General features: G+C 72.4%; 21 protein-coding genes. 10 read left to right on the top strand and 11 right to left on the bottom strand.

Annotated elements, in window-relative coordinates; genetic code table 11:
- Nucleotides 1-47: 47 nt before the first annotated feature.
- The 4 genes from IE318_RS21850 to ssd all read right to left on the bottom strand — a co-directional run bounded on the left by IE318_RS21850 (nt 48) and on the right by ssd (nt 4247).
- Nucleotides 48-842 carry a type II secretion system F family protein gene (locus tag IE318_RS21850; RefSeq protein WP_189902841.1) on the bottom strand — a complete coding sequence of 265 codons (795 nt, stop codon included), beginning with the start codon at nt 840-842 and terminating at the stop codon, nt 48-50.
- Nucleotides 839-1684 carry a type II secretion system F family protein gene (locus IE318_RS21855; RefSeq protein WP_189902984.1) on the bottom strand — a complete coding sequence of 282 codons (846 nt, stop codon included), beginning with the start codon at nt 1682-1684 and terminating at the stop codon, nt 839-841. The genes IE318_RS21850 and IE318_RS21855 overlap by 4 nt, the downstream gene beginning before the upstream one ends.
- Before the next feature lie 74 nt (nt 1685-1758).
- Nucleotides 1759-2952, bottom strand: coding sequence for a TadA family conjugal transfer-associated ATPase (locus IE318_RS21860; RefSeq protein ID WP_189902843.1), 1194 nt, complete (start codon nt 2950-2952; stop codon nt 1759-1761).
- Between the two features lie 191 nt (nt 2953-3143).
- Entirely contained in the window at nt 3144-4247 is a 1104-nt protein-coding gene (ssd, locus tag IE318_RS21865) for a septum site-determining protein Ssd (RefSeq protein ID WP_189902845.1), read from the bottom strand.
- Between the two features lie 580 nt (nt 4248-4827).
- On the opposite strand from ssd, the gene IE318_RS21870 reads away from it, so the two are divergent.
- The gene (locus IE318_RS21870) at nt 4828-5661 is read left to right on the top strand and encodes an HAD family hydrolase (RefSeq protein WP_030177246.1); all 834 of its coding nucleotides are present in this window, start codon (nt 4828-4830) and stop codon (nt 5659-5661) included.
- 399 nt (nt 5662-6060) lie between these two features.
- Here IE318_RS21870 and IE318_RS21875 read toward each other — a convergent pair whose 3' ends face one another.
- Nucleotides 6061-6885 (bottom strand): Fic family protein, encoded by an 825-nt coding sequence (locus tag IE318_RS21875; RefSeq protein WP_189902846.1) that lies wholly within the window; start codon nt 6883-6885, stop codon nt 6061-6063.
- A 100-nt stretch (nt 6886-6985) separates the two neighbouring features.
- Here IE318_RS21875 and IE318_RS21880 point away from each other — a divergent pair, with 100 nt between their 5' ends.
- On the top strand, nt 6986-7966 hold the full coding sequence (locus tag IE318_RS21880) for an ATP-binding protein (RefSeq protein ID WP_189902849.1): 981 nt from the start codon (nt 6986-6988) through the stop codon (nt 7964-7966).
- Nucleotides 7967-7980: 14 nt separating this feature from the next.
- On the opposite strand, the gene IE318_RS21885 is transcribed toward IE318_RS21880, so the two are convergent.
- Nucleotides 7981-9252: a polysaccharide deacetylase family protein gene (locus IE318_RS21885; protein WP_189902850.1), complete on the bottom strand. Its 1272-nt coding sequence runs from the start codon at nt 9250-9252 to the stop codon at nt 7981-7983.
- 274 nt (nt 9253-9526) lie between these two features.
- On the opposite strand from IE318_RS21885, the gene IE318_RS21890 reads away from it, so the two are divergent.
- From IE318_RS21890 to IE318_RS45075, 6 genes are all read left to right on the top strand, one after another.
- The gene (locus tag IE318_RS21890; RefSeq protein ID WP_189902853.1) at nt 9527-12103 is read left to right on the top strand and encodes a bifunctional SulP family inorganic anion transporter/carbonic anhydrase; all 2577 of its coding nucleotides are present in this window, start codon (nt 9527-9529) and stop codon (nt 12101-12103) included.
- 250 nt (nt 12104-12353) lie between these two features.
- Entirely contained in the window at nt 12354-14309 is a 1956-nt protein-coding gene (gene acs / locus IE318_RS21895) for an acetate--CoA ligase (protein ID WP_189902855.1), read from the top strand.
- A 263-nt stretch (nt 14310-14572) separates the two neighbouring features.
- A complete protein-coding gene (gene nhaA / locus IE318_RS21900; RefSeq protein ID WP_189902857.1) occupies nt 14573-16012 on the top strand; it encodes a Na+/H+ antiporter NhaA in 1440 nt (479 codons plus the stop codon).
- 59 nt (nt 16013-16071) lie between these two features.
- Nucleotides 16072-16566, top strand: a complete 495-nt coding sequence (locus IE318_RS21905) for a phage holin family protein (protein WP_030177226.1) — start codon at nt 16072-16074, stop codon at nt 16564-16566.
- Nucleotides 16563-17513 carry an alpha/beta fold hydrolase gene (locus tag IE318_RS21910; RefSeq protein WP_189902859.1) on the top strand — a complete coding sequence of 317 codons (951 nt, stop codon included), beginning with the start codon at nt 16563-16565 and terminating at the stop codon, nt 17511-17513. The genes IE318_RS21905 and IE318_RS21910 overlap by 4 nt, the downstream gene beginning before the upstream one ends.
- A 250-nt stretch (nt 17514-17763) precedes the next feature.
- Entirely contained in the window at nt 17764-17943 is a 180-nt protein-coding gene (locus IE318_RS45075; RefSeq protein WP_078917293.1) for a hypothetical protein, read from the top strand.
- Nucleotides 17944-17977: 34 nt separating this feature from the next.
- Here the strand turns inward: IE318_RS45075 and IE318_RS21915 are convergent, their stop codons facing one another.
- The 3 genes from IE318_RS21915 to nth form a co-directional block, all read right to left on the bottom strand.
- A complete protein-coding gene (locus tag IE318_RS21915; RefSeq protein ID WP_189902861.1) occupies nt 17978-19177 on the bottom strand; it encodes a MarP family serine protease in 1200 nt (399 codons plus the stop codon).
- Between the two features lie 127 nt (nt 19178-19304).
- A complete protein-coding gene (locus IE318_RS21920; RefSeq protein ID WP_189902986.1) occupies nt 19305-20048 on the bottom strand; it encodes an NUDIX hydrolase in 744 nt (247 codons plus the stop codon).
- A gap of 142 nt (nt 20049-20190) precedes the next feature.
- On the bottom strand, nt 20191-21351 hold the full coding sequence (gene nth / locus IE318_RS21925) for an endonuclease III (protein WP_189902863.1): 1161 nt from the start codon (nt 21349-21351) through the stop codon (nt 20191-20193).
- Nucleotides 21352-21627: 276 nt separating this feature from the next.
- Here nth and IE318_RS21930 point away from each other — a divergent pair, with 276 nt between their 5' ends.
- Together IE318_RS21930 and IE318_RS21935 are read left to right on the top strand one after the other, a co-directional pair.
- Nucleotides 21628-22302 (top strand): Crp/Fnr family transcriptional regulator, encoded by a 675-nt coding sequence (locus IE318_RS21930; protein ID WP_028421034.1) that lies wholly within the window; start codon nt 21628-21630, stop codon nt 22300-22302.
- Nucleotides 22303-22403: 101 nt separating this feature from the next.
- Nucleotides 22404-23165, top strand: coding sequence for a nucleotidyltransferase domain-containing protein (locus tag IE318_RS21935; protein WP_229903659.1), 762 nt, complete (start codon nt 22404-22406; stop codon nt 23163-23165).
- Nucleotides 23166-23168: 3 nt separating this feature from the next.
- On the opposite strand, the gene IE318_RS21940 is transcribed toward IE318_RS21935, so the two are convergent.
- Together IE318_RS21940 and IE318_RS45080 are read right to left on the bottom strand one after the other, a co-directional pair.
- Complete coding sequence (locus IE318_RS21940) at nt 23169-23999, bottom strand: MBL fold metallo-hydrolase (RefSeq protein ID WP_030177214.1); 831 nt, start codon at nt 23997-23999, stop codon at nt 23169-23171.
- Nucleotides 24000-24045: 46 nt separating this feature from the next.
- Nucleotides 24046-24544: NUDIX hydrolase (locus IE318_RS45080; RefSeq protein WP_506005415.1), on the bottom strand; the 499-nt coding region annotated here is incomplete at its 5' end.

A 24544-nucleotide genomic window follows, 5' to 3' on the forward strand; every position in this document is an offset into this window, starting at 1 on the left:
TCGCCCGTCCAGCGCCTCCAGCCCGTCCACCGCGTCCACCGCCCCCGTCAGCCACCACCCCCTCTCAGCACCCCTCCCGCGAGGCCGATCACCACGGGAAGCACACCGACCGCGACGAAGGCGGGCAGAAAGCACAGCCCCACCGGCGCGGTGACCAGGACGGCCGCCCGGCGGGCCCGGGCCGTGGCGGCGCGCGACCGGTCGGCGCGTACATCGGCGGCGAGCCGCGCGGCCGGTCCGGCGGCGGGGAGCCCGGACTCGTCGGCTCGCTCCAGCAGCCGCGCGAGTGCCGCGGCGCCCGGTATCGAGGCGAGCTGCTGCCAGGCGTCGGCCGGTGCGCCGCCGAGCCGTACCTCCGCCGCGCCCCGTGCCAGCCCTTCGCCCACAGGCCCGCCCAGGGCCTCCCCCACCGCCTGGGCGGCGATCACCGGACCGGCGCCGGCCGCGATGCAGGCCGCCACCAGGTCGGCCGCGAGGGGAAGTTGCCGGGCGGCTTCGGCCGCGTCGAACTCGGCCCCGGGACGGGCCGCCCCCTGCCGCCGCTGTCGCCACAGTCCCACCGCGCCGGCGAGCCCGGCCACGACCCCGGCGGGAGCGCCGACCAGCACCCATCCGGCGCCCACGACCCCTGCCGCGGACAACCACCACCACAGGGCGCCCGGCACCGGGATGCGAGGACCGGTACGCTCCCGCTGGAGCGCCTGAGCCGTCTCCAGCAGCGCGGCCATCCGCCGCCGCAGTCTCCGCTTCCCGCGCAGGGCCCTCAGCCACCGCACCGACAGCGCCAGGAGCACCGCCGCTCCCGCGGCCGTCCCCAGCCTGTGGACAACATCCCCGCTCACGCCGCCTCCGCCCGTCGCACGACCCCGAGGGCCCACCACAGCCCCGCGGCCTCCAGCACCCCGCCGACCAGCAGGCAGCCCAGGCCCGCTCCCGTGTGCAGCAGCACGTGCAGGGGATCGGCACCCATGGCCGTACCGAGCAGAAGACCCAGGGCCGGCAGCCCGGCGAGCATCACCGCGGTGGCCCGCGAGCCCGCCAACTGAGCGCGCAGTTCGGCGCGTTGGTCCCGCTCCGCGCGGAGCGCCGCTTCGAGCCGATCGAGCCCGGCGGCCAGGCCCGCGCCCTGGTCCACGGCCACCAGCCAGCAGGCCGCGAGCCCACGCAGCCCCTCGGCACCCGCTTGCCGGGCCGCCGTGGTGAGCGCTCCGGGCACGTCGCCGCCGTACCGCGCCGCCGCCAGCACCGCCGCCTGGGCCTCCCCCAGACCTCCCGACTCCCGCGCCGCGTACAGCAGCGCCTCGCCCGGCTGGCGCCCGGCCCGCACCTCCCCCGCAAGCGCCGAACACAGGGCGATCACCGCATCGGCCCGCCGCTCCCGCTCCCGGCGCGCGGCCCGGGCGAGCCGGATCCGGCGCAGCACCGGCACTCCGGCCACCCCCGCGACGACCGGCAGCACCGAGGCGCCCAGAACCGCCAGCACCAGCCCGGCCGCCGGCGCCCACCACTCGGCCCGCACCCGCCCGCGGACGCGGGCCAGTTCGTCGCGGACCCTCTCCCACACCGGCGGCCCCGTGCCCACCACCCCGCCACCGGCGAGCAGCAACCGCGCCCGCCGCGCCGCGGAGCGCCGCCCGCCCAGCAGCCACACGGCAGCTGCGGCACACAACACGGCCGCCGCCATGGACACCGGCCCCGAAGGCGCCGATCCGGAAATCGCCGGTCCGGAGAACGGCTCCCCCACGGAGAACAACTCCCTCATTGCGTCCGCCACTTCCTCTCCGCAATCGCCGGATCCCTCTCCGGACCCTCCGCGCCGAGCAGCTCCCTCAGCCGCTCCCATCCCCGTTCCGCCACGAACGCGTCCGGGCCCCAGCGCAGTGCCGGTACCGTCCGCACCAGCCCCGAAGCGTCCCGTTCCAGCACCCGCACCTCGGCGATCCGCCGCCGCCCGGAGCGGTCCCGCACGAGGTGCACCACCACCGACAGCGCCGCGGCCAACTGGCTGTGCAGCGCGGCCCGGTCCAGCCCGGCGGCCGTGCCCAGCGCCTCCAGCCGGGCCGGCACGTCCGCGGCCGCGTTCGCGTGCACCGTGCCGCAGCCGCCCTCGTGCCCCGTGTTCAGCGCGGCCAGAAGATGGACCACCTCGGCACCGCGCACCTCGCCCACGACCAGCCGGTCCGGCCGCATCCGCAGCGCCTGCCGCACCAGGTCCTCGAGGGTGACGAGGCCCGCGCCCTCCTGGTTGGCGGGTCTGGTCTCGAGGCGGACGACGTGCGGATGGTCGGGGCGCAGCTCCGCCGAGTCCTCGGCGAGCACGATCCGCTCTCCCGGCCCGACCAGGCCGAGCAGCGCGCTGAGCAGTGTGGTCTTGCCGCTGCCGGTGCCACCGCTGATGAGGAAGGACAGCCGCGCCCGCACCAGTGCCCGCAGCACGCGGTCCCCGCCCGGCGGCACCGTGCCCGCCGCCACCAGTTCGCCGAGCGTGAACGCGCGCGGCCGTACGACGCGCAGGGACAGGCAGGTGCAGCCGACGGCGACCGGGGGCAGCACGGCGTGCAGCCGGGTGCCGTCGGGCAGGCGGGCGTCGACCCAGGGCCGGGCGTCGTCCAGGCGCCGTCCGGCCACGGCGGCCAGGCGCTGCGCGAGGCGTCGTACGGCCGCCGCGTCGGGGAAGGCGACGGCGGCCCGCTCCAGTCCGCCTCCACGGTCGACCCAGACCCGGTCCGGGGCCGACACCAGGACGTCGGTCACCGAGGGATCGGCGAGCAGCGGCTCCAACGGGCCGCTGCCGATCAGCTCGGACCGCAACCGCTCGGCCGCCCCGAGCACTTCCGCGTCCCCGAGCACCCGGCCCTGCTCCCGCAGCGCCTGGGCCACACGCGCGGGCGTCGGCTCGGCCCCGCTCTCGGCGAGCCACCGCCGCACACGGTCCAGCAGCTGCGCGGACATATCGGAGTCCCCGGGCCCCTGGCCGTACCCGAAGCCCTCGGCACGCGCCTGCCCATCCACATCCTTCAACCCGTCAGCGCTCCCGACCCCACCGACAGGACCGGCCCCGTCCGCACGGCCGGACCCGTCCGTGGCGCCCGTCGACGCGCCCCGAACCCCCGTCCGTCCCCGCCGGGGATCGACCACCGGCCTCATGCGGCACCCGCCTCGATCAGGGCCCGCTCCCAGAAGGCCGTGCAGAACCGGGCCAGCGGGCCGCGCGCGTTCCCGCCGGGCGGTGTCCTGCCCTCGCCGGGCCGTCGCAGCCCGGACTCCACGGGCACCTCGCCCACCAGCGGCAACCCGAGCAGCCTGGCCACCTCGCGGTCGTCGAGGCCGGGCGCGTAGGGCCCCCGTACCGCCACCCGCAGGTCGCGCAGGACCATGCCGACGGCGGAGGCCACGCGTGTGGCGGCGGCCACGGCCCGCAGCTCGGCGGGGACCACGAGCAGGCCGACGTCGATCTGGGCCAGGGCCTCGGCGACGCCCTCGTCCACACGGCGGGGCAGGTCGACGACCACGGCGCCGCCGCGCCGCCGGGCGGCGGCCAGCACCGCCCGGACGGCCTGCGCCGGGACGGCGACGCAGTCGCCACGGTCCCAGCTGAGCACTCGCAACGAATGCAGTTCCGGCAGCGACTCCTCCAGGGCGCCACCACCGACCCGCCCGCGCGAGGCGGCGAACGCCGGCCAGCGCAACCCCTCGGCCGCCTCCCCGCCCAGCAGCACATCGAGCCCGCCGCCCAGCGGATCGGCGTCCACGAGCAGGGTGCGCAGGCCTTCCCGCGCGGCGGTGACGGCGAGCGCGCAGGCGAGCGTGGACGCGCCGGCTCCACCCCGGCCGCCGATGACGCCGACGGTGAGTGCGGGCCGGCCGACGCCCTCGGCGACGTCGGCGATCCGGTCGACCAGCCATTGCTCGCCGTCGGGCAGCACCAGCACATGGTCGGCACCGATCTCGACGGCACGCCGCCAGACCCCGGAGTCGTCCTGGTCGCGGCCGACCAGCACCACTCCGCGCCTGCGCGCGGCCCCGCGCACCCGCCGGGCGGCGTCGTCCCCCACCAGCACCAGCGGCGCGGCCTCCCAGGTCCCTCTGCGCTCGGGCACCCCGTGATGGACCTCGGGTGTGGCGCCCGCCGCCGCGCACAGGCGCAGCAGGTCGTCGAGGAGTTCGGCGTCCTCGGTGACGATCAGCGGTCCGCCCTGTCGCCCTCCGGTACCGGGCGGCGGATCGTGTGTGACGGTTCCGGTCACGGGTGGGTCCCCCTTCGCTGGATCACTCGCGCGGCCCCCGCGGCCGCGCGAATCCCGAACATGTGAAGAACCGGCAACCGGCCTTCATATGGACGGCCGATACGAACCGGCCATACGCGCCCGACAAACGGAACCGGCCATGAACTCGCCCCGAGCGGTGCGCGCAGGAATCACGGTGCAGCGAACCGGGAAATGATGTGGATCTTGGTCGAAATCTGTGGACAACTCAGCCGTTGTGAAAATGGCCGTCACCCAAACCGGTGACCCCTGTGCTGGTTCTCGTGCGACTGCCGCAGCGCAGCCCCGCGACTACTCACCGTGATGGACCGCGGGCAGGCCGCGGAGGGCATGCGGAACGGCAGGTGTGGCACCACGAGGGTGCGGAGAAGGGGAAAACCCACCCGGACATGCGACGACCCCCGCCGGGGGGGAGAGCGGGGGTCGTCTCCACGGCCGACTCGGGGGGGGAGGAGTCGGACCGGGTTAGCACGGTCGCGAACGATCCGTGACTTCCATGGTGTACCCGAGAGGCCTCTCAGGCAAACCCACGCGCCCACCTTACGCCGAATGGGCTGCCCCTATGCTCAGGGACGTGGAAAACCACTCCTTGCCCCGCACGGCGGCCTTCTTTGATCTGGACAAGACGGTCATTGCGAAGTCGAGCACGCTCACGTTCAGCAAGTCGTTCTACCAAGGCGGGCTGATCAACCGCAGGGCTGTCTTGCGTACCGCGTATGCCCAGTTCGTCTTCCTCGCCGGCGGCGCCGACCACGATCAGATGGAGCGCATGCGCGCCTACCTCTCCGCGCTGTGCCGCGGCTGGAACGTGCGGCAGGTCAAGGAGATCGTCGCCGAGACGCTGCACGACCTGATCGACCCGATCATCTACGACGAGGCCGCCTCGCTCATCGAGGAGCATCACAGCGCCGGGCGGGACGTGGTCATCGTGTCCACGTCGGGCGCGGAGGTGGTCGAGCCGATCGGGGAGCTGCTGGGCGCGGACCGGGTGGTGGCCACCCGGATGGTGGTGGGCGAGGACGGCTGCTTCACCGGTGAGGTGGAGTACTACGCCTACGGCCCGACGAAGGCGGAGGCGGTGCGCGAGCTGGCCGCGTCCGAGGGCTACGACCTCGACCGCTGCTACGCCTACAGCGACTCGGTCACCGACGTTCCGATGCTGGAGTCGGTGGGGAACCCGCACGCCGTGAACCCGGACCGTGCGCTGCGCCGGGAGGCCGTCGCGCGCGGGTGGCCGGTCCTCGACTTCCACCGTCCGGTACGGCTCAAGCAGCGACTGCCCGGGTTCTCCGTGCCGCCGCGTCCCGCCCTGGTCGCGGCGGCTGCCGTGGGAGCGGCCATGGCCACCGCGGGACTCGTCTGGTACGCGAGCCGGCGCCGGGGCACGGCCGGCTGAACCCCGGTTGCCGGGGGTCGCCCGTCGGGCTCGCGCGGGAAATTACGTCCGGCATCCCGGCGCTTTTATGTCCTGTTTGAACCTAAAAGTAAAGAAGTGCGGGCAGGGGTTCCGCTTGCCCCCCGCTTGCAGTACAAAGGACTCAGTGGCCCGCGAGACCGAAGGACATCCGAGAGGATCACCTTTAAAACGCATTCGGCCCCACGGACCCCGCATGAACACCGGGCACCCACGCGACGTCGACCCGTCGATTACGGGCCAGCCGCACCAGGTGACGGGCAAAGATCCCGACCTGATGGGCGACATATCGAGGACGCTTGGTAACTCGGTGCTCATGCCAGCGGCGGTACGAGATCTCGTACCGCCGCAACTCTGTGCCCGTCGCCTTGGAGGCGGCCGTCACGCGGCCCCGCGCTGCAGCGCCTCGCACACCGCCGTCGACTCGCGTACGCCCAGCTCGACGGCCTTGGCGCAGTGGCCGATCCAGGCCGCCATGCCCTCCGGAGTGCCGGAGACATAGCCGTCCAGGGCCGCCAGATAGGCCGCGCGGCCCAGTTCGGCGTGGCCGACCTCGGCCGGGCAGACCGACTTCGGGTCCAGGCCGCTGGCGATCAGGACGATGCGCTCGGCCGCCCGCGCCACCAGGCCGTTGTGGGAGACGAAGGGGCGTAGCGCCAGCAGTTCGCCGTGCACGACGGCCGCGGTGACCAGGGCGGGCGCGGAAGTGCCCGCGACGATCAGCTCGGACAGGCCCTCCAGCCGCCCGGAGACCTCGGCCGCCCGGGGCAGCGGCAGCTCGATCAGCGGCTCATGGACGTCCTCACCCTCCTGACGCGGCCGCCCGACGGTGTCCTCCGTGCCGGCGGCGGCCACCAGGTGCAGCCGCGCCAGGACCCGCAGCGGCGACTGCCGCCAGATGGACAGCAGCTGACCGGCCTCGGCCGTCAGCCGCAGGGCCGCGCCCAGCACGCGTGCCTCGTCGTCGCCGCTGAAGTCGGTGCGCCGGCGCACCTCCTCCAGGGCCCAGTCCGCCCCGGACAGCGCCGCGGAACCGCGCGCACCGCGCAGCGCCGCCTCGGAGGTGATCGCGTTGCTCCGGCGCCGCATGATCCGGTGCCCGTAGACCCGGTCCACGGCCTTGCGCACGGACTCCACGGACTCGGCCACACCGGGCAGCGCGCCCAGGGCCGCGAGCGGATCGGCGGTCGCGCCTTGCGTACTCATGGGTACGACCCTACGCACCCGAGCAGCCCGGTCCCCGAAGGAGTGGTCTTCTTCACGCACGGTGCCACGTACAGCTATCGCACCACTACCCTTGGTGAACATGAAAATTGCTTTCGTCGGGAAGGGCGGCAGCGGCAAGACCACTCTGTCCTCCCTGTTCATCCGCCATCTCGCGGCGGCCGGGGCGGCCGTCGTCGCGATCGACGCCGACATCAACCAGCATCTGGGCGCCGCGCTGGGCCTGGAGGAGGCCGAGGCGGCCGCCCTGCCCGCGATGGGCGACCGGCTGACGCTGATCAAGGACTATCTGCGGGGCAGCAATCCGCGCATCGCCTCCGCGGAGACGATGATCAAGACGACTCCGCCCGGCGAGGGCTCGCGGCTGCTGCGGGTGGGCGAGGACAACCCGCTGTACGAAGCCTGTGCGCGCGAGGTGGAACTCGAGGGCGGCGCCGTCCGTTTGATGGTCACCGGGCCCTTCACGGACGCCGACCTGGGCGTCGCCTGCTACCACTCCAAGACCGGTGCGGTGGAGCTGTATCTGAACCACCTGGTGGACGGCCGCGACGAGTACGTCGTGGTGGACATGACGGCGGGTTCGGACTCCTTCGCCTCCGGCATGTTCACCCGCTTCGACATCACGTTCCTCGTCGCCGAGCCGACCCGGAAGGGGGTCTCCGTCTATCGCCAGTACAAGGAGTACGCCCGCGACTTCGGCGTCGTGCTGAGGGTCGTCGGCAACAAGGTGCAGGGGCAGGACGACCTCGACTTCCTGCGGGCCGAGGTCGGGGACGACCTGCTCGTGGCCGTCGGGCACTCGGACTGGGTGCGCGCCATGGAGAAGGGCCGGCCGCCCCGGTTCGAGCTCCTGGAGGACGCCAACCGCCGTGCGCTGCGCACGCTCCAGGTCGCCGCCGACGCCACGCACGAGCTGCGCGACTGGCAGCGCTACACACAGCAGATGGTGCACTTCCACCTGAAGAACGCCGCCTCGTGGGGGAACGAGCGGACCGGGGCCGACCTGGCGGCTCAGGTCGACCCCGGCTTCGTCCTCGGCGAGGGCGTCACCGCCCTCGCCTGACGACCGACACCCCCTTAGGACCTCGGCGCCCCGGGCACACCCTTGGGCGCCGGGGCCGGGTCGGCCGACAGGAAGGACGCCCAGCCCTGCTTGGGGGCCTCGCCGACCTCCAGCGTGCGCAGCTTGGCCAGGGCCCGCGGGTCCTGGGCGTCGAGCCAGTCGACCAGCTGATGGAAGGAGACGCAGCGCACCTCGGGCTTGTTGCAGACCTCCTTCACGACGTCCTCGACGGCACGCATGTAGGTGCCGCCGTTCCAGGACTCGAAGTGGTTGCCGATGATCAGTGGTGCGCGGTTGCCGTCGTAGGCCCGGTAGAAGCCCTTGAGCAGACCGTCGCGCATCTGGTCGCCCCAGTACTCGAACTTGTCGGGGTCGCCCTGCGTCAGCGTCCCCGACTGGTTGACCATGAAGTTGTAGTCCATGGTCAGTTGCTCGAAGGTGTGCCCGGGGAACGGCACGAGCTGCATGGACAGGTCCCACAGGCCGGCTCTCTTCTTCGGCCACACCTGGTTGTCGACGCCGCTGCTGTCGTAGCGGAAGCCGAGCTCACTCGCCGCCTTCACGAAGTTCTTCTGGCCCTCCAGACAGGGGGTGCGGGCGCCGATGAGTTCCTTGTCGTAGTCGAAGGGCAGCGGGGCCAGGTTCTCCAGGCCGCTGTTGGTCTTCCAGGTCTTCACGAAGCCCTTGGCCTGGGCGATCTCGCTCTTCCACTCGTCGACCGACCACTGGCCGACCCCGCCGTTCGGGCCGCAGAAGTGGCCGTTGAAGTGGGTGCCGATCTCGTTGCCCTCCAGCCACGCCAGGCGGACCTGCTGTGCGGTGTCGGCGATGCCCTGCGCGTCGTTGAAGCCGATCTCCGAGCTGCCCGGCGCGTGCTGCGGGGGCTCGTACAGGTCGCGCTTGTCCTTGGGCAGCATGTAGACGCCGCTGAGGAAGAACGTCATCGTCGCGTTGTTGGCCTTCGCCACCTTGCGGAAGTGGGAGAAGAGCTTCTGCCTGTCCTCGCCGGCGCCGTCCCAGGAGAACACGACGAACTGCGGGGGCTTCTCACCCGCTCTCAGCCGCTCCGGCCGGGGCAGGTGCGGCTGGGCCCCGGTGTACGCGGTGGATCCGTCCCCGATCAGGCGGACGACGCTCCCGGGCGGCTGCTGCACGGCTTTGGGAGCACCGTGCGCGCCCTGCGGGCCCGGTGAGGGACCGTCGGTGTCGCTCACGCACCCGGCGAGCGACGAGGCGCAGGCCGCGGCGGCTACGACGCTCGCGGCGATCCTCTGGATGGCGGCCATGTTCGGCCCACCTTCTTCCTTCTCTCGTCCAACGCCGAGGCGGCGTGTGCTGGTGAGGTGCCGGGCATTCCGGCAGCGCCGCCAAGGTCGCACGAGGGCGAGAAGGAATTAGTACGACAAGCCGATAAAAGACCAAATTCACCCATCGAGATGATTAACTGCCCCGTTTGCTCCGAAAATCCATGTGCGGGCTTTACGTTGCATTACGATTGCTTTACTCAGCATTGGTTCAGCTGATCCGGAGAAGACCAGAGATCCGGAGGAGACCGGATACATGTCAGCCTGCGCCCCCACACACGCGGCCGACTCCACTCGGCCCCAGCACTCGCACCCACCCCACAGCCCGCCCCCGCGGCGCCGCCCCCGACTCGCGGGCGCCGATGTCTCGGCCGCCGTCGCGGTCTTCCTGATCGCCCTGCCCCTGTCCCTCGGTATCGCCCTCGCCACCGGCGCCCCGCTCCAGGCGGGCCTCGTGGCCGCCGCCGTGGGCGGACTCGTCGCCGGACGCCTCGGCGGATCCCCGTTGCAGGTCAGCGGCCCCGCCGCCGGACTCACGGTGGTCACCGCCGACCTGATCCACCGTTACGGGTGGCGTACGACCTGCGCCATCACCGTTCTCGCCGGCCTCGCCCAACTCGGCCTCGGCTGCCTGCGCGTGGCCCGCGGAGCGCTCGCCGTCAGCCCCGCCGTGGTGCACGGCATGCTCGCCGGCATCGGCGTGACCATCGCCGTCGCCCAGCTGCACATCGTCCTCGGCGGCAACCCGCAGAGCTCCGTGCTCGACAACCTCCGTGCGCTGCCCGCCCAGTTGGCCGACCCGGACCCGGCCGCCCTCGCCGCCAGCGCGCTCACCCTGACCCTGCTGCTGCTCTGGCCCCGGCTTCCCGGCCGGGCCGGGAGCCTGCTGCGCCGGGTGCCGGCCGCCCTCGTCGCCGTCGCGGGCGCCACCGCGATCGCCTCCGCCGCCGGGCTGGTACTGCCCCGGGTCGATCTGCCGTCCTGGCGCAGCCACGCCCTGGCCGGACTGCCCGAGGGGCCGGCGCTCGGCCTGGCCGCCGCCGTCCTCAGCACCACGCTGGTGTGCAGCGTGCAGTCGCTGCTCGGCGCCGTCGCCGTGGACAAGCTGCTGGCCGGCCGCCCGGGACCTGCCGCCCGCACCCCCCGCTCCGACCTGGACCGGGAACTGCTCGGCCAGGGCGCCGCCAACGTCGTCTCCGGCGCGCTCGGCGGGCTGCCCATCGCGGGGGTGGCCGTACGGAGTTCGGCGAATGTGCGCGCGGGTGCCGTGAGCCGGAACTCCACGATGCTGCACGGCGTTCTCGTAGTGATCGCCGCGCTGCTGATGGTCCCGATCCTGGAGCTCATCCCGCTCGCCTCGCTCGCCGCCCTGGTGATGGCCGTCGGCATCCAGATGGTGTCCCTGCACCACATCCGCACGGTGACCCGCCACCGCGAGGTGCTGGTCTACGCCGTCACCACCCTCGGCGTGGTGGCCCTCGGTGTCCTGGAGGGCGTGGCCCTCGGGGTCGCCGCGGCCGTCGCCGTCGCCCTGCACCGCCTCGCCCGCACCCGCATCACGCACGACGAGCAGGAAGGAGTCCATCACGTACATGTACGGGGACAGTTGACGTTCCTCGCGGTGCCGCGGCTCAGCCGGGCCCTGCATCTGGTGCCCCAAGGAGCCCGTGCCGTCGTCGCCCTGGACGGCTCGTTCATGGACCACGCCGCGTACGAGTCACTCCAGGACTGGCAGCGTACGCACACCGCGCAGGGCGGCTCCGTCGAGCTCACCGGCCGCCGCGCCGGAGTCCGCATCGCCGAGCCGGCTGGGCCCGCCGGATCAGCGGGCTGCCGGTGCCGGCCCTGGACGCCCTGGCGCAACCACCAGTGCGAGGGCGGCCCACGGACGCTGCCGGCGTCGGGCGACGGCACCCACCCCGGAGCGGGACCGGCACCGGTCCGCGACACGGGCAGGGGCGTGGGCGCGGCTCGGGGCGTGGGCGCGGACACAGGTTCGGGCGCGACGCAAGACGTGGACGCGCACGCAGACTCGGGCGCGGACAGGAGCGCGGGCGCGTTCGAGGCACACGGGCCGACTTCGGACCCCGGTCCGAGCAGACGGCAACTGGCCAGAGGCATCAGCATGTTCCAGCGGACGGTCGCACCACATGTGCGGGACGAGCTGGCGCGGCTGGCGCGGGAGGGGCAGCAGCCTTCCCAGCTCTTCCTCACCTGTGCCGACTCCCGGCTGGTCACGTCGATGATCACCTCCAGTGGGCCCGGCGACCTCTTCGTCGTGCGGAACGTGGGCAATCTCGTGCCGCCGCCCGAGGAGGACCGTGGTGACGACTCGGTGGCGGCCGGGATCGAGTACGCGGTGGACGTGCTCGGCGTGCGCTCCATCACCGTGTGCGGCCACTCCGGGTGCGGGGCGATGCAGGCCCTGCTCGGCTCGGGCTCGGGCAGCGGTCACCGCACCGGCTCCGGCTCCGGCTCCGGCTCCGGCTCCGGCTCCGGCTCCGGTAACGCCGGGACGCCGCTCGGGAGATGGCTGCGGCACGGGCTGCCCAGTGTGGAGCGGATGGCCGACGGCAGCCGCCCGGTGCCCTGGACGGCCGGGGGACGGCCCGCCGAGGCGGTCGAGCGGCTGTGTCTGATCAACGTCGTCCAGCAGCTGGAACACCTGCGCGCCCACGACTCGGTGGCCCGGTCCCTGCGGGAGGGCACCCTGGAGCTGCACGGAATGTACTTCCACGTGGCCGAGGCCCAGGCGTACCTGCTGACCGGGACGGGTGGGGACGAGGTGTTCACCCGTGTGGAGGCGATGGAGGACCTGCCCAGACCGGTGTGAGGCGATCCGAGCACGGTCCTGCGGGCTGCCACCGGCTGAACCGGGGCAGCCCGCCGTCCGTGGGAACGGATGACACCGGCGCCCGGCGCGAGCGGCGCAGGCAGCTCGGACAGCGCAGGCAGCCCGAGCAGGAGGGCGAAGGTTCGACAACAGGTCTAAACCAATTTCCCGTCGGCCCTTGTCAGCGGGCCCCCGGGTCTGATGAGCTGTGGCCTGGGACACAACGGACACCCTGAGAAAGGGAGATGTCGTGAGCAACGAAAGCCTGGCCAACCTCTTGAAGGAGGAGCGACGCTTCGCGCCGCCCGCTGACCTGGCCGCGAACGCCAACGTCACGGCCGAGGCGTACGATCAGGCCAAGGCTGACAGGCTCGGCTTCTGGGCCGAGCAGGCCCGCCGGCTGACCTGGGCCAAGGAGCCGACCGAGACCCTCGACTGGTCGAACCCGCCGTTCGCCAAGTGGTTCAAGGACGGCACGCTCAACGTGGCGTACAACTGCGTGGACCGCCATGTGGAGGCCGGGCTGGGCGACCGCGTCGCGATCCACTTCGAGGGCGAGCCCGGTGACAGCCGGGCCATCACCTACGCCGAGCTGAAGGACGAGGTCTCCAGGGCCGCGAACGCCCTGCTCGAGCTGGGCGTCCAGAAGGGCGACCGGGTCGCGATCTACATGCCGATGATCCCGGAGACGGCGATCGCGATGCTGGCCTGCGCCCGCGTCGGTGCCGCGCACTCCGTGGTCTTCGGCGGCTTCTCCGCGGACGCACTCGCCACCCGTATCCAGGACGCCGACGCCAAGGTCGTGATCACGGCCGACGGCGGCTACCGGCGCGGCAAGCCGTCCGCGCTCAAGCCGGCCGTCGACGAGGCGATCGGGCGCGTGGACAACGTGCGCAACGTCCTCGTGGTCCGCCGCACCGGCCAGGAGGTCGCCTGGGACGACAGCCGCGACCTGTGGTGGCACGAGGTCGTGGGCCGGCAGTCGGCGGAGCACACCCCGGAGGCGTTCGAGGCCGAGCACCCGCTGTTCATCCTCTACACCTCGGGCACCACGGGTAAGCCCAAGGGCATCCTGCACACCTCCGGCGGCTACCTCACGCAGGTCGCGTACACGCACTGGGCCGTCTTCGACCTCAAGCCGGAGACGGACGTCTACTGGTGCACCGCCGACGTCGGCTGGGTCACCGGCCACTCGTACATCGTCTACGGGCCGCTGGCCAACGGCGCCACGCAGGTGATGTACGAGGGCACTCCCGACACCCCGCACCAGGGCCGTTTCTGGGAGATCGTGCAGAAGTACAAGGTCAGCATCCTGTACACGGCGCCCACCGCGATCCGTACGTTCATGAAGTGGGGCGACGACATCCCCGCGAAGTTCGACCTGTCCTCCCTGCGGGTGCTGGGCTCGGTGGGCGAGCCGATCAACCCCGAGGCGTGGATCTGGTACCGCAAGAACATCGGCGCCGACCGGACGCCGGTCGTCGACACCTGGTGGCAGACGGAGACCGGCGGCATCATGATCTCCCCGCTGCCGGGCGTGACCGACGCCAAGCCCGGCTCCGCCCAGCGCCCGCTGCCCGGCATCAGCGCGACCGTCGTGGACGACGAGGCGAGCGAGGTGCCCAACGGCGGCGGTGGCTATCTGGTGCTCACCGAGCCGTGGCCGTCCATGCTGCGCACCATCTGGGGCGACGACCAGCGCTTCATCGACACCTACTGGTCGCGCTTCGAGGGCCGTTACTTCGCCGGTGACGGGGCCAAGAAGGACGACGACGGCGACATCTGGCTGCTCGGCCGGGTCGACGACGTCATGCTGGTGTCCGGCCACAACATCTCCACCACCGAGGTCGAGTCCGCGCTCGTCTCCCACCCCTCGGTCGCCGAGGCGGCCGTGGTCGGCGCGGCGGACGAGACGACCGGGCAGGCGATCGTCGCCTTCGTGATCCTGCGCGGTACGGCCGCCGAGACCGACGACCTGGCCGCCGAGCTGCGCAACCACGTGGGCGCCACGCTCGGCCCGATCGCCAAGCCGAAGCGGATCCTGCCGGTGGCGGAGCTGCCCAAGACCCGCTCCGGGAAGATCATGCGGCGCCTGCTGCGTGACGTGGCGGAGAACCGGCAGCTCGGGGACGTCACCACGCTGACGGACTCCACCGTCATGGACCTCATCCAGGCGAAGCTCCCGGCGGCGCCCAGCGAGGACTGAGGACCGGGACCGAGCGAGGACCGAGCGCCCGGCCAGGACTGAGCACGGCCCGAAGGGGCACCCGACGGCACACGCCCCGGGTGCCCCTTCCGCCGTACAAGGGCGCACCCACGCGAAGCGGGCGAACCACGGACGCACCCCCGCCGCAGCTTAGGTAAACTAAACAAAGCGACGCCAACGCAAGCAGATCCACAAGATCCTCAGGTGTGCCGGGAAGTCTGGTCGGCATTGTGCTCGACCATGCCCGCCGACCGGAGGTTCCTGTGGCCACGCCCCGCACCAGCACCCCCCGCAAGTTCCTCGGACGCCTCTCCCTGCCCGAGCGGAAGTTCGTCGCGGACGCGCTGCGCACCGAGACCGTCGGCGGCGTCCTGCTGCTCCTCGCCGCGATCGCCGCGCTCCTGTGGGCGAACATCCCGGCCCTGCACGCGAGCTACGAGAGCCTCGCCCACCACCACGTGGGCCCCGCCTCCCTGGGCCTGAGCCTGTCCGTCGAGCACTGGGCCGCCGACGGACTCCTCGCGATCTTCTTCTTCGTCGCCGGGATCGAGCTCAAGCGCGAGCTGGTCGCCGGTGACCTCAAAGACCCCAGAGCCGCGGTCCTGCCGGTGGTCGCCGCGCTGTGCGGCATGGCCGTTCCCGCCGTCGTGGACGTGCTCACCAACCTCACCGGCGGTGGCTCGCTCGGCGGCTGGGCGGTGCCGACCGCGACCGACATCGCCTTCGCGCTCGCCGTGCTCGCGGTCATCGGCACCTCGCTGCCCAGCGCCCTGCGCGCCTTCCTGCTCACCCTCGCCGTCGTCGACGACCTGTTCGCCATCCTGATCATCGCGGTCTTCTTCACCGACCGGCTGAACTTCGCCGCCCTCGGCGGGGCCGTCGCCGGGCTGGCCGTCTTCTGGCTGCTGCTGCGCAAGGGCGTGCGCGGGTGGTACGTGTACGTACCGCTCGGCCTGGTCATCTGGGCGCTGATGTACAACAGCGGCGTGCACGCCACCATCGCGGGCGTCGCGATGGGCCTGATGCTGCGCTGCACCACGCACGAGGGCGAGACCCACTCCCCCGGCGAGCACATCGAGCACCTTGTGCGGCCCGTGTCGGCGGGCCTGGCCGTACCGCTGTTCGCGCTGTTCAGCGCGGGCGTCTCGATCTCCGGCGGGGCGCTGGCGAACATGTTCACCAAGCCCGAGACGCTCGGGGTCGTCCTCGGCCTGGTCGTCGGCAAGACGATCGGCATCTTCGGCGGGACCTGGCTGACCGCCCGGTTCACCAGGGCGTCGCTCAGCGAGGACCTGGCCTGGGCCGACGTCTTCGCCGTCGCCTCGCTCGCCGGGATCGGCTTCACCGTCTCCCTGCTCATCGGCGAGCTCGCCTTCAAGGGTGACGCGGCGCTCACGGACGAGGTCAAGGCCTCCGTCCTCGTCGGCTCCCTGATCGCCGCGGCACTGGCCACCGTCCTGCTGAAGATGCGGAACGCCAGGTACCGGCGGCTGTGGGAGGTCGAGGAGCGCGACGAGGACCTCGACGGCGTACCGGACGTGTACGAGGAGGACGACCCCGCCTACCACTTGCGCATGGCCGGCATCCACGAGCGCAAGGCCGCCGAACACCGGCGGCTCGCCGAGCTCAAGGAAGCCGAAAGGGCAGGGCGGCGTGCCGAAGTGCCGGGCGGGGCAAGCGATGAGGACGACAGTCCGGCATGATCTGACGGGACGGTACAAAAGCAGCACCGTTCCCAGTCAGGCAGGAGAGGGAGATTGCGATGAGCGCACCCGACGGCAGCCCGGTCGGCGCCGAACGCAGCATCGGCCAGCTGTTCGCCTCGGCGACGACCGAATTGTCGGCGCTGGTGCATGACGAGATCGCACTGGCCAAGGCCCAGCTGAAGCAGGACGTCAAGCGCGGCGCGGCGAGCGGCGGCGCACTCTCGGCGGCCGGCGTCGTCCTGGTGTTCTCGCTGCCGATGCTCAACTTCGCCCTGGCCTACGGCATTCGGACGTGGAGCGGCTGGAACATGGCGGTCTGCTTCCTGCTGTCCTTCGCGGCCAACGTCCTGCTCGCCGGCCTCCTCGCGCTGATCGGCCTGGTGTTCGCGAAGAAGGCCAAGAAGAGCAAGGGCCCGCAGAAGGTCGCCGCGTCGATGAAGCAGACCGCGGGCGTCCTGCAGAATGCCAAGCCGCACCCCCGTCCGGAGCGCCCCGCTCTGGAGGACCGGACACCCGAGGCCATCGAAGCTGTGGCACGCTCGTCCTCATGACGGACCCCGCCACCCCTTCGGCGCATTCGACCTCGGTCGTACGGATCGACGTACCCGGCGACCGGAAGGTGACGCACCGGGACGTCGCCGCCAACGGCGCCCGCTTCCACATCGCCGAGCTCGGCGACGGCCCGCTGGTACTGCTGCTGCACGGCTTCCCGCAGTTCTGGTGGACCTGGCGGCACCAGCTGGTCGCGCTCGCCGACGCGGGATTCCGGGCGGTGGCGATGGACCTGCGGGGCGTGGGCGGCAGCGACCGCACACCCCGCGGCTACGACCCGGCCAACCTGGCCCTCGACATCACCGGCGTGGTCCGCTCCCTCGGCGAACCGGACGCCGCCCTGGTCGGCCACGACCTGGGCGGCTATCTGGCGTGGACGGCGGCGGCGATGCGCCCCAAGCTGGTCCGGCGCCTGGCCGTGGTCTCCATGCCGCACCCGCGGCGCTGGCGCTCGGCGATGCTGGCGGACGTCCGGCAGACCGCGGCGAGTTCCTACATCTGGGGGTTCCAGCGGCCCTGGATCCCCGAGCGGCAGCTCACCGCCGACGACGGCGCGCTGGTGGCCCGTCTCGTACGGGACTGGTCGGGGCCGCGGCTGCCGGACGACGAGGCGGTGGAGACGTACCGCCGGGCCATGTGCATCCCGTCCACGGCGCACTGCTCCATCGAGCCGTACCGCTGGCTGGTGCGCTCGCTGGCCCGACCCGACGGCATCCAGTTCTACCGCCGGATGAAGCGCCCCGTGCGCGTGCCGACCCTGCATCTGCACGGCTCTCTGGACCCGGTGCAGCGCACCCGCAGCGCGGCCGGTTCCGGCGAGTACGTCGAGGCGCCGTACCGCTGGCGGCTGTTCGACGGGCTGGGCCACTTCCCGCACGAGGAGGACCCGGTGGCGTTCTCCGCCGAGCTCGTCAACTGGCTGAAGGATGCAGAACCCGATCGATGAGGCGGCGTGTGGTGCCCACTCGGCCGTGACGCGGCGTGAGGTGGCACCCCGGTCGTGACGGCCTGTGAGACGCCCGGTCCGGTCGGTGATGCGTCGCGCGGCGCCGGGTGACCGGTCGGTGACTCTCGTCGATGCGCCCGGTATCCGAACGTGAACACCTGTCCTTCGAACGGCCATTTGCCTGGCGCATAGGCCAATTGGTGCGCCCTCGGGAGGTTATCGACCTTGGGGCAGGGGCAGACGTCGCAGTATGGGCTGGACGCACGACTACAGTGACGTAGCACACACCCGCCGTTCGGCGAGCGGTCCGGGCTCCCTCCATGAGGACGCCCGACAACTGACGGGCGCGGACCCCCGGGTGGGCATTCCGCGCATTCTGCGCCGCCGGGCCCGCTGGGTCTCGGTACGCCTGCGCCACCCTCGCGGCTGACCCTCTCCGCCGGCCTCAAGGACCTGACACCGGGCTACATCGCGCAGCTGTCGCTGTCCACCTGCTGGTTCGCGGCCCGTCCCTTGGCGATGTCCTGCTGGATCTCGTCCGCCGTCAGCGCGTAACCGGTGTTGGCGTCGTCGAGCGACTTGGCGAACACCACGCCGTACACCTTGCCGTCGGTGGTGAGCAGCGGGCCGCCCGAGTTGCCCTGGCGGATGGTCGCGTAGAGCGAGTAGACGTCGCGGCTGACATTGCCGCGGTGGTAGATGTCGGGGCCGTTGGCGGTGATACGTCCGCGCACGCGCGCGGCGCGCACGTCGTACGACCCGTTCTCCGGGAAGCCGGCGACGATCGCGCCGTCACCGCTGCGCGCGTCCTCGTCGGTGAACCGCAGGGCGGGCGCCTTCAGGTCCGGCACGTCGAGCACGGCGATGTCCCGGTGCCAGTCGTACAGGACGACCCTGGCGTCGTACTTCCTGCCCTTGCCGCCTATCTGGACGGTGGGTTCGTCGACGCCGCCGACGACGTGCGCGTTGGTCATGACGCGGCGGTCGCCGAAGACGAACCCGCTGCCCTCCAGCACCTTGCCGCAGCTGTGCGCGGTGCCGACGACCTTGACCACGGATCGCTGGGCGCGGGCGGCGACGGCGCTGTGCCTCAGGGCCGGGTCCGGGGGCCGCACCTCGGTGATGGGCTCGTCGGCGAACGGGCTGAACACCTGCGGGAACCCGTTCTGCGCGAGGGCCGAGGTGAAGTCGTCGAACCAGGTGTTGGCCTGCGTGGGCAGCACCTCGGAGACCCCGATCAGCACCTTGGAGCTGCGGACCTCCTTGCCGACGGTCGGTATCGTCGTGCGGCCGATGAGCGAGCCGATCAGCCAGGCGACCAGCAGCAGGGCGGCGACGTTGACCAGGGCGCCGCCGGTCGCGTCCAGGGCGCGGGCCGGGGACCAGGTGATGTGCACGCGCAGCTTGTTGCCGAGGTGGGTGGTCAGGGCCTGGCCCACCGAGGCGCAGACGATGACGATGATGACCGCGACGACGGCCGCGCTGGTGCTGACCGGTGTGTTGTCCGTCAGGGCGTCCCAGAGGACCGGGAGCACGTAGACGGCGGCCAGGCCACCGCCCAGGAAGCCGATCACCGACAGGACGCCGACGACGAATCCCTGGCGATACCCCACGACCGCGAACCACACGGCGGCGACCAGCAGCAGGATGTCCAGCACGTTCACCGCGTCGAGCCTCGCCTCATCGTCTTCTCGATCCCCACGTCCGGCCGGGGCCCGCCCCGCCGTTCAGCGGCGCAGGACGCGGCGTCCTTTCAGGGCCCCGGCCGCGACGGCAGGGAGTCCCACCCTGTCATGCCCGCCAGTCGAGCGGGACCTGCTTCTCTCGGTCCCAGGGCAGCTCCCAGCCCGCGTAATGCAGCAGGCGGTCGATGATTCCGGCGGTGAAGCCCCAGACGAGGGCCGATTCGACCAGGAATGCCGGACCTCGGTGACCCCTGGGGTGGACGGCCATGGCCCGGTTGTCCGGGTTGGTGAGATCCGCCACGGGGACCGTGAAGACCCGGGCGGTCTCGGCGGGGTCGACCACACCGACCGGGCTGGGCTCGCGCCACCAGCCGAGCACGGGGGTGACCACGAAACCGCTGACCGGGATGTAGAGCCGGGGCAGCGCACCGAACAGCTGTACGCCGTCCGGATCCAGCCCGGTCTCCTCCTCCGCCTCGCGCAGCGCGGCCCGCAGCGGACCCTGGCCCTGCGGGTCGCCGTCCTCGGGATCGAGCGCCCCGCCGGGGAAGGACGGCTGGCCGGCATGGGAGCGCAGCGAGCTGGCCCGCTCCATGAGCAGCAGCTCGGGCCCGCGCTCGCCCTCACCGAACAGGACGAGGACGGCGGACTGGCGCCCCGCACCGTTCTCCGGGGGCAGGAAGCGGCTCAGCTGGACCGGCTCGACGGTCTCGGCGACGCGCACGACCGGGCGCAGCCACGTGGGCAGCCCGTCCTTGCTGAGCGCGATCGCACCGTCGCGCGTACCGCTCGCCGTCCCATGCGCCGGCCCCTGTGCCGTCCCGCTCGCTGTGTCGCCGACCCGCGTCATCGCCACCCCCGTCCCCGTCGCCGTACTGCCGTGTCCAACGCCCGGCGGCACCTGGATCGTTCCACCGAGTCCGCCGGTTCCGCCGAATCCGCCGGGCCGGTTGGCTTCGCCTGTTCCGCCGGTTCCGCCTGTTCCGCCGGGGTCATCCGGTGGCTCCCAGGGGCGGGGCCGGCTTGCCGCCCGCCTCCAGGTAGGCCTGCGGGGGCTTGAGGCGCTGGCCCGGGAAGCCGCCCTTCTCGTACTTCAGCAGCTTCTTCGCCTTCTCCGGGTCGGTCTCGCCCTCGCCGTACGCCGGGCACAGCGGGGCGATCGGGCAGGCACCGCAGGCGGGCTTGCGGGCGTGGCAGATGCGGCGGCCGTGCCAGATGACGTGGTGGGAGAGGTCGGTCCAGTCACTCTTGGGGAAGAGCGCGCCGACGGCGGCCTCGATCTTGTCGGGGTCGGTCTCCTCGGTCCAGCGCCAGCGCCGCACCAGCCGCTGGAAGTGGGTGTCCACGGTGATGCCCGGGTGTCCGAAGGCGTTGCCGAGGACCACGAAGGCGGTCTTGCGTCCGACGCCCGGCAGCTTGACGAGGTCGTCCAGCCGGCCCGGGACCTGCCCGCCGAACTCCTCCACCAGCGCCTTGGACAGGCCCATGACCGACTTGGTCTTGGCCCGGAAGAAGCCGGTGGGGCGCAGGATCTCCTCGACCTCCTCCGGGTTGGCGGCGGCGAGGTCCTCGGGGGTGGGGTACTTCGCGAACAGGGCGGGCGTCGTCTGGTTGACCCTGAGGTCCGTGGTCTGGGCGGACAGGACGGTGGCGACCAGCAGCTGGAAGGGGTTCTCGAAGTCCAGCTCGGGGTGGGCGTACGGGAACACCTCGGCGAGCTCGCGGTTGATGCGGCGGGCACGGCGGACGAGGGCCGTGCGGGACTCGCCCTTCGGCGGCTCGGGGGCGACGGTCCTGGCGGGCGCCGCCTCGCCCAGGGCGACGGTCGCCTTCGGCGGCGCGATGGTCACCTTCTTGGGCGGGCGGGCCTTGCTGATGGGGGCGGCCTTCTTGGTGGTGGTCTTCTTGGCAGAGGTGGTCTTGCCGTTGGTCTTCTTGGCGGCAGCCGTCCTGCCCGGGGCCTTCTTGGCGGCGGCAGCCTTCTTGGCAGGGGCGGCCTTCTTCGCGGCAGCGGCCTTCCTGGCGGAGGCCGTCTTCTTGGCGGAACCCGCTCCTCCGGCCCCGGCGGAGGCCGTCTTGCCGGACTTCCTCCCGGACGCACCTTTCGCCGCTTCCGCCACTTTCCGGCCGCCGTCGGGCTCGTGTTCGCCCACAGCGGAATCCTGATGTGCAGCCACCTGCCCAGCCCCCTAGACCTGTGCTCTCACCGGCGATTTGGACACCCGGCCAGCCTAAAGCCCGGCACCGACATCCGCCCGGGACCCCGAAGATCAGCGTCCGATCGGACCCCTGCCGCGTACCCCGGGACACCTGTGCGGCATCCTTGTGACAGATCACACTGTTTGGACCGTCCGGCAAAATGGGGAACACGGTCCCCTGGCACACCGGGGGAGCAAGATCCCCTGAGCAGGTCGACAAGGAGAGAACTCGTGGACGACGTTCTGCGGCGGAATCCGCTCTTCGCGGCGCTCGACGACGAGCAGGCCGCGGAGCTTCGCGCCTCCATGACGGAGGTGACTCTCGCCCGTGGCGACTCCCTGTTCCACGAGGGCGACCCGGGCGACCGTCTCTACGTGGTCACCGAGGGCAAGGTGAAGCTGCACCGCACCTCCCCCGACGGCCGCGAGAACATGCTGGCCGTCGTGGGTCCCGGCGAGCTCATCGGTGAGCTGTCCCTCTTCGACCCCGGCCCCCGCACCGCGACGGCGACCGCGCTGACCGAGGTCAAGATGCTCGCCCTCGGCCACGGCGACCTCCAGCCCTGGCTCAACGCCCGGCCCGAGGTGGCCGGCGCCCTGCTGCGCGCCGTCGCCCGGCGCCTGCGCAAGACCAACGACCAGATGTCCGACCTGGTCTTCTCCGATGTGCCGGGCCGCGTCGCCCGCGCCCTGCTGGACCTCTCGCGCCGCTTCGGCGTGCAGTCCGAGGAGGGCATCCACGTCGTGCACGACCTGACGCAGGAGGAGCTGGCCCAGCTGGTCGGCGCGTCCCGCGAGACGGTCAACAAGGCCCTGGCCGACTTCGCCCAGCGCGGCTGGCTCCGGCTGGAGGCGCGCGCGGTCATCCTGCTGGACGTGGAGCGGCTGGCCAAGAGGTCCCGCTGACGGGACACCACCGGCACGTCCCGGACGAGGTCCGGCTCAAGGGGCTCTCCCCGGGACTCACACCGGAGGGATACATCGCGCGCGAGGGTTCCCTCGCGCGCGTGCCGCACGCCTTCCGCCCCGTCGTGGCGGCCGCCCGCGACCGGCTGCCGGAGATCTACGGCAGCCGCCTGCACAGCGCCTACCTCTACGGGTCGATCCCCCGCGGCACCGCGCGCGTGGGACGCAGCGACCTGGACCTGCTGGTCGCGCTGCGGGACGAGCCGACGGACGCGGACCGGCGACGGGCCGGTGCGCTGGGTACGGCGCTGGACGCGGAGTTCCCGCAGATCGACGGCGTCGGCACCCTGCTCTTCGGCCGGGAGCGGCTGCTGAGCGACCTGGAGCGGTACGACCTCGGGTGGTTCGTCGCCTGCCTGTGCACGCCCCTGCTGGGGCAGGACCTGGCGGCACGCCTTCCCCGCTACCGCCCCGACGACCCGCTGCTGGCGCGCGAGACCAACGGGGACCTGGCCCTCTTCCTCCCCCGCTGGCGGGCGCGCATCGCGGCCGCGGAGGACACCGAGGAGGCCCGCAGGCCCCTGGTGCGGTTCATGTCCCGGCATCTGGTCAGGACCGGCTTCACCCTGGTCATGGGCCGCTGGCGCGGCTGGACCAGCGACCTCCACGAGATGGCCGCCGCCTTCGGCGCGTACTACCCGGCGCGGGCCGCCCAGCTGCGTACGGCGGCCGCGCACGGCTACGACCCGGTCGGCGACCCCACCGTGCTGCGCACCTACGTGGACGATCTCGGCCCCTGGCTCGCCGGGGAGTACGCGCGCGTGCACGGCATCAAGGCACCCAGGCCGGAGGCTCCGGGCTAGGGCCTAGATCAGCCCGTGTTCCTCCAGGTAGTCCAGCTGGGCCCGGACCGACAGCTCGGCCGCCGGCCACAGGGAGCGGTCGACGTCGGCGTAGACGTGGGCGACGATGTCGTCCGGGGTGCGGTAGCCGTCCTCGACGGCCGTCTCGACCTGGGCGAGCCGGTGGGCGCGGTGGGCGAGGTAGTACTCGACGGCGCCCTGGGCGTCCTCCAGGACGGGTCCGTGCCCCGGGAGCACCGTGTGCACGCCGTCGTCGACCGTGAGGGACCTGAGCCGCCGCAGCGAGTCCAGGTAGTCGCCGAGGCGGCCGTCGGGATGGGCCACGACCGTCGTGCCGCGGCCCAGGATCGTGTCGCCGGTGAGGACGGCCCGGTCTGCCGGGAGGTGGAAGCAGAGCGAGTCCGCGGTGTGGCCGGGGGTCGGTACGACCCGCAGCTCCAGGCCGTCCAGGGTGATCACGTCGCCCGCGCCCAGGCCCTCCTCGCCCAGCCGCAGAGCCGGATCCAGGGCACGCACGCGCGTGCGGGTCAGTTCGGCGAAGCGGGCGGCGCCCTCCGCGTGGTCGGGGTGACCGTGGGTCAGCAGGGTCAGGGCGATCCGCTTGCCGGCCTTCTCCGCGGTGTCGACGACATTGCTCAGATGACCCTCGTCCAGCGGCCCCGGGTCGATGACGACCGCCAGCTCGGAGTCGGGCTCGGAGACGATCCAGGTGTTGGTGCCATCCAGGGTCATGGCGGAGGCGTTGGGCGCGAGGACGTTGACGGCCCGCGCGGTGGCGGGACCGGAGAGGACGCCGCCCCGGGGCTGGCCGGGGAGCGCTGATGCGTCCGTCATGCGAGGGGACCTTCCTGGGCGTCGGTCGGTCGGGGCCGGCGCGCCGTCACGCGGGCGCCGCGCCGCCGTTGGGGATGTGCTTGGTGAACTCGTCGTGGCCCGGCCAGGTCAGGACGACCTCGTCGCCGACCAGGCGGGCCCGGGCCAGCACGGGGGTCAGATCGCGGGCCGGCGCGGCCGCGAGGGCCTCGGCGGGAGAGCCGTAACCGACCAGCTGGCGCAGGGTGGCGACGGTGGGCGGCAGCATCAGCAGCTCGCCCTTGTCGTATCCGGCCGCCGCGTCCTCGGGGCGGATCCACACCGTGCGGTCGGCCTCCGTGGAGGCGTTCCGGGTGCGCTGGCCCTCGGGGAGGGCGGCGACGAAGAACCAGGTGTCGTAGCGGCGCTGTTCGAACTCGGGGGTGATCCACCGCGTCCAGGCGCCCAGCAGGTCCGAGCGCAGCGCCAGGCCCCTGCGGTCCAGGAACTCCGCGAAGGACAGCTCACGGGCGACCAGGGCGGCACGGTCGGCCTCCCAGTCCGGGCCCGTGGTGTCGCCGACGACC

Source organism: Streptomyces spiralis (assembly GCF_014654675.1).
Classification (GTDB): Bacteria; Actinomycetota; Actinomycetes; order Streptomycetales; family Streptomycetaceae; genus Streptomyces; species Streptomyces spiralis.

Excerpts from the sequence above, each read along its gene's own strand:
- IE318_RS21855 (WP_189902984.1), bottom strand. The coding sequence starts at position 1,684 with ATGGCGGCGGCCGTGTTGTGTGCCGCAGCTGCCGTGTGGCTGCTGGGC.
- IE318_RS21860 (WP_189902843.1), bottom strand. The coding sequence starts at position 2,952 with ATGTCCGCGCAGCTGCTGGACCGTGTGCGGCGGTGGCTCGCCGAGAGC.
- IE318_RS21870 (WP_030177246.1), top strand. The coding sequence starts at position 4,828 with ATGCTCAGGGACGTGGAAAACCACTCCTTGCCCCGCACGGCGGCCTTC.
- IE318_RS21875 (WP_189902846.1), bottom strand. The coding sequence starts at position 6,885 with ATGAGTACGCAAGGCGCGACCGCCGATCCGCTCGCGGCCCTGGGCGCG.
- IE318_RS21880 (WP_189902849.1), top strand. The coding sequence starts at position 6,986 with ATGAAAATTGCTTTCGTCGGGAAGGGCGGCAGCGGCAAGACCACTCTG.
- IE318_RS21885 (WP_189902850.1), bottom strand. The coding sequence starts at position 9,252 with ATGGCCGCCATCCAGAGGATCGCCGCGAGCGTCGTAGCCGCCGCGGCC.
- IE318_RS21890 (WP_189902853.1), top strand. The coding sequence starts at position 9,527 with ATGTCAGCCTGCGCCCCCACACACGCGGCCGACTCCACTCGGCCCCAG.
- IE318_RS21905 (WP_030177226.1), top strand. The coding sequence starts at position 16,072 with ATGAGCGCACCCGACGGCAGCCCGGTCGGCGCCGAACGCAGCATCGGC.
- IE318_RS21910 (WP_189902859.1), top strand. The coding sequence starts at position 16,563 with ATGACGGACCCCGCCACCCCTTCGGCGCATTCGACCTCGGTCGTACGG.
- IE318_RS45075 (WP_078917293.1), top strand. The coding sequence starts at position 17,764 with ATGGGCTGGACGCACGACTACAGTGACGTAGCACACACCCGCCGTTCG.
- IE318_RS21920 (WP_189902986.1), bottom strand. The coding sequence starts at position 20,048 with ATGACGCGGGTCGGCGACACAGCGAGCGGGACGGCACAGGGGCCGGCG.
- IE318_RS21940 (WP_030177214.1), bottom strand. The coding sequence starts at position 23,999 with ATGACGGACGCATCAGCGCTCCCCGGCCAGCCCCGGGGCGGCGTCCTC.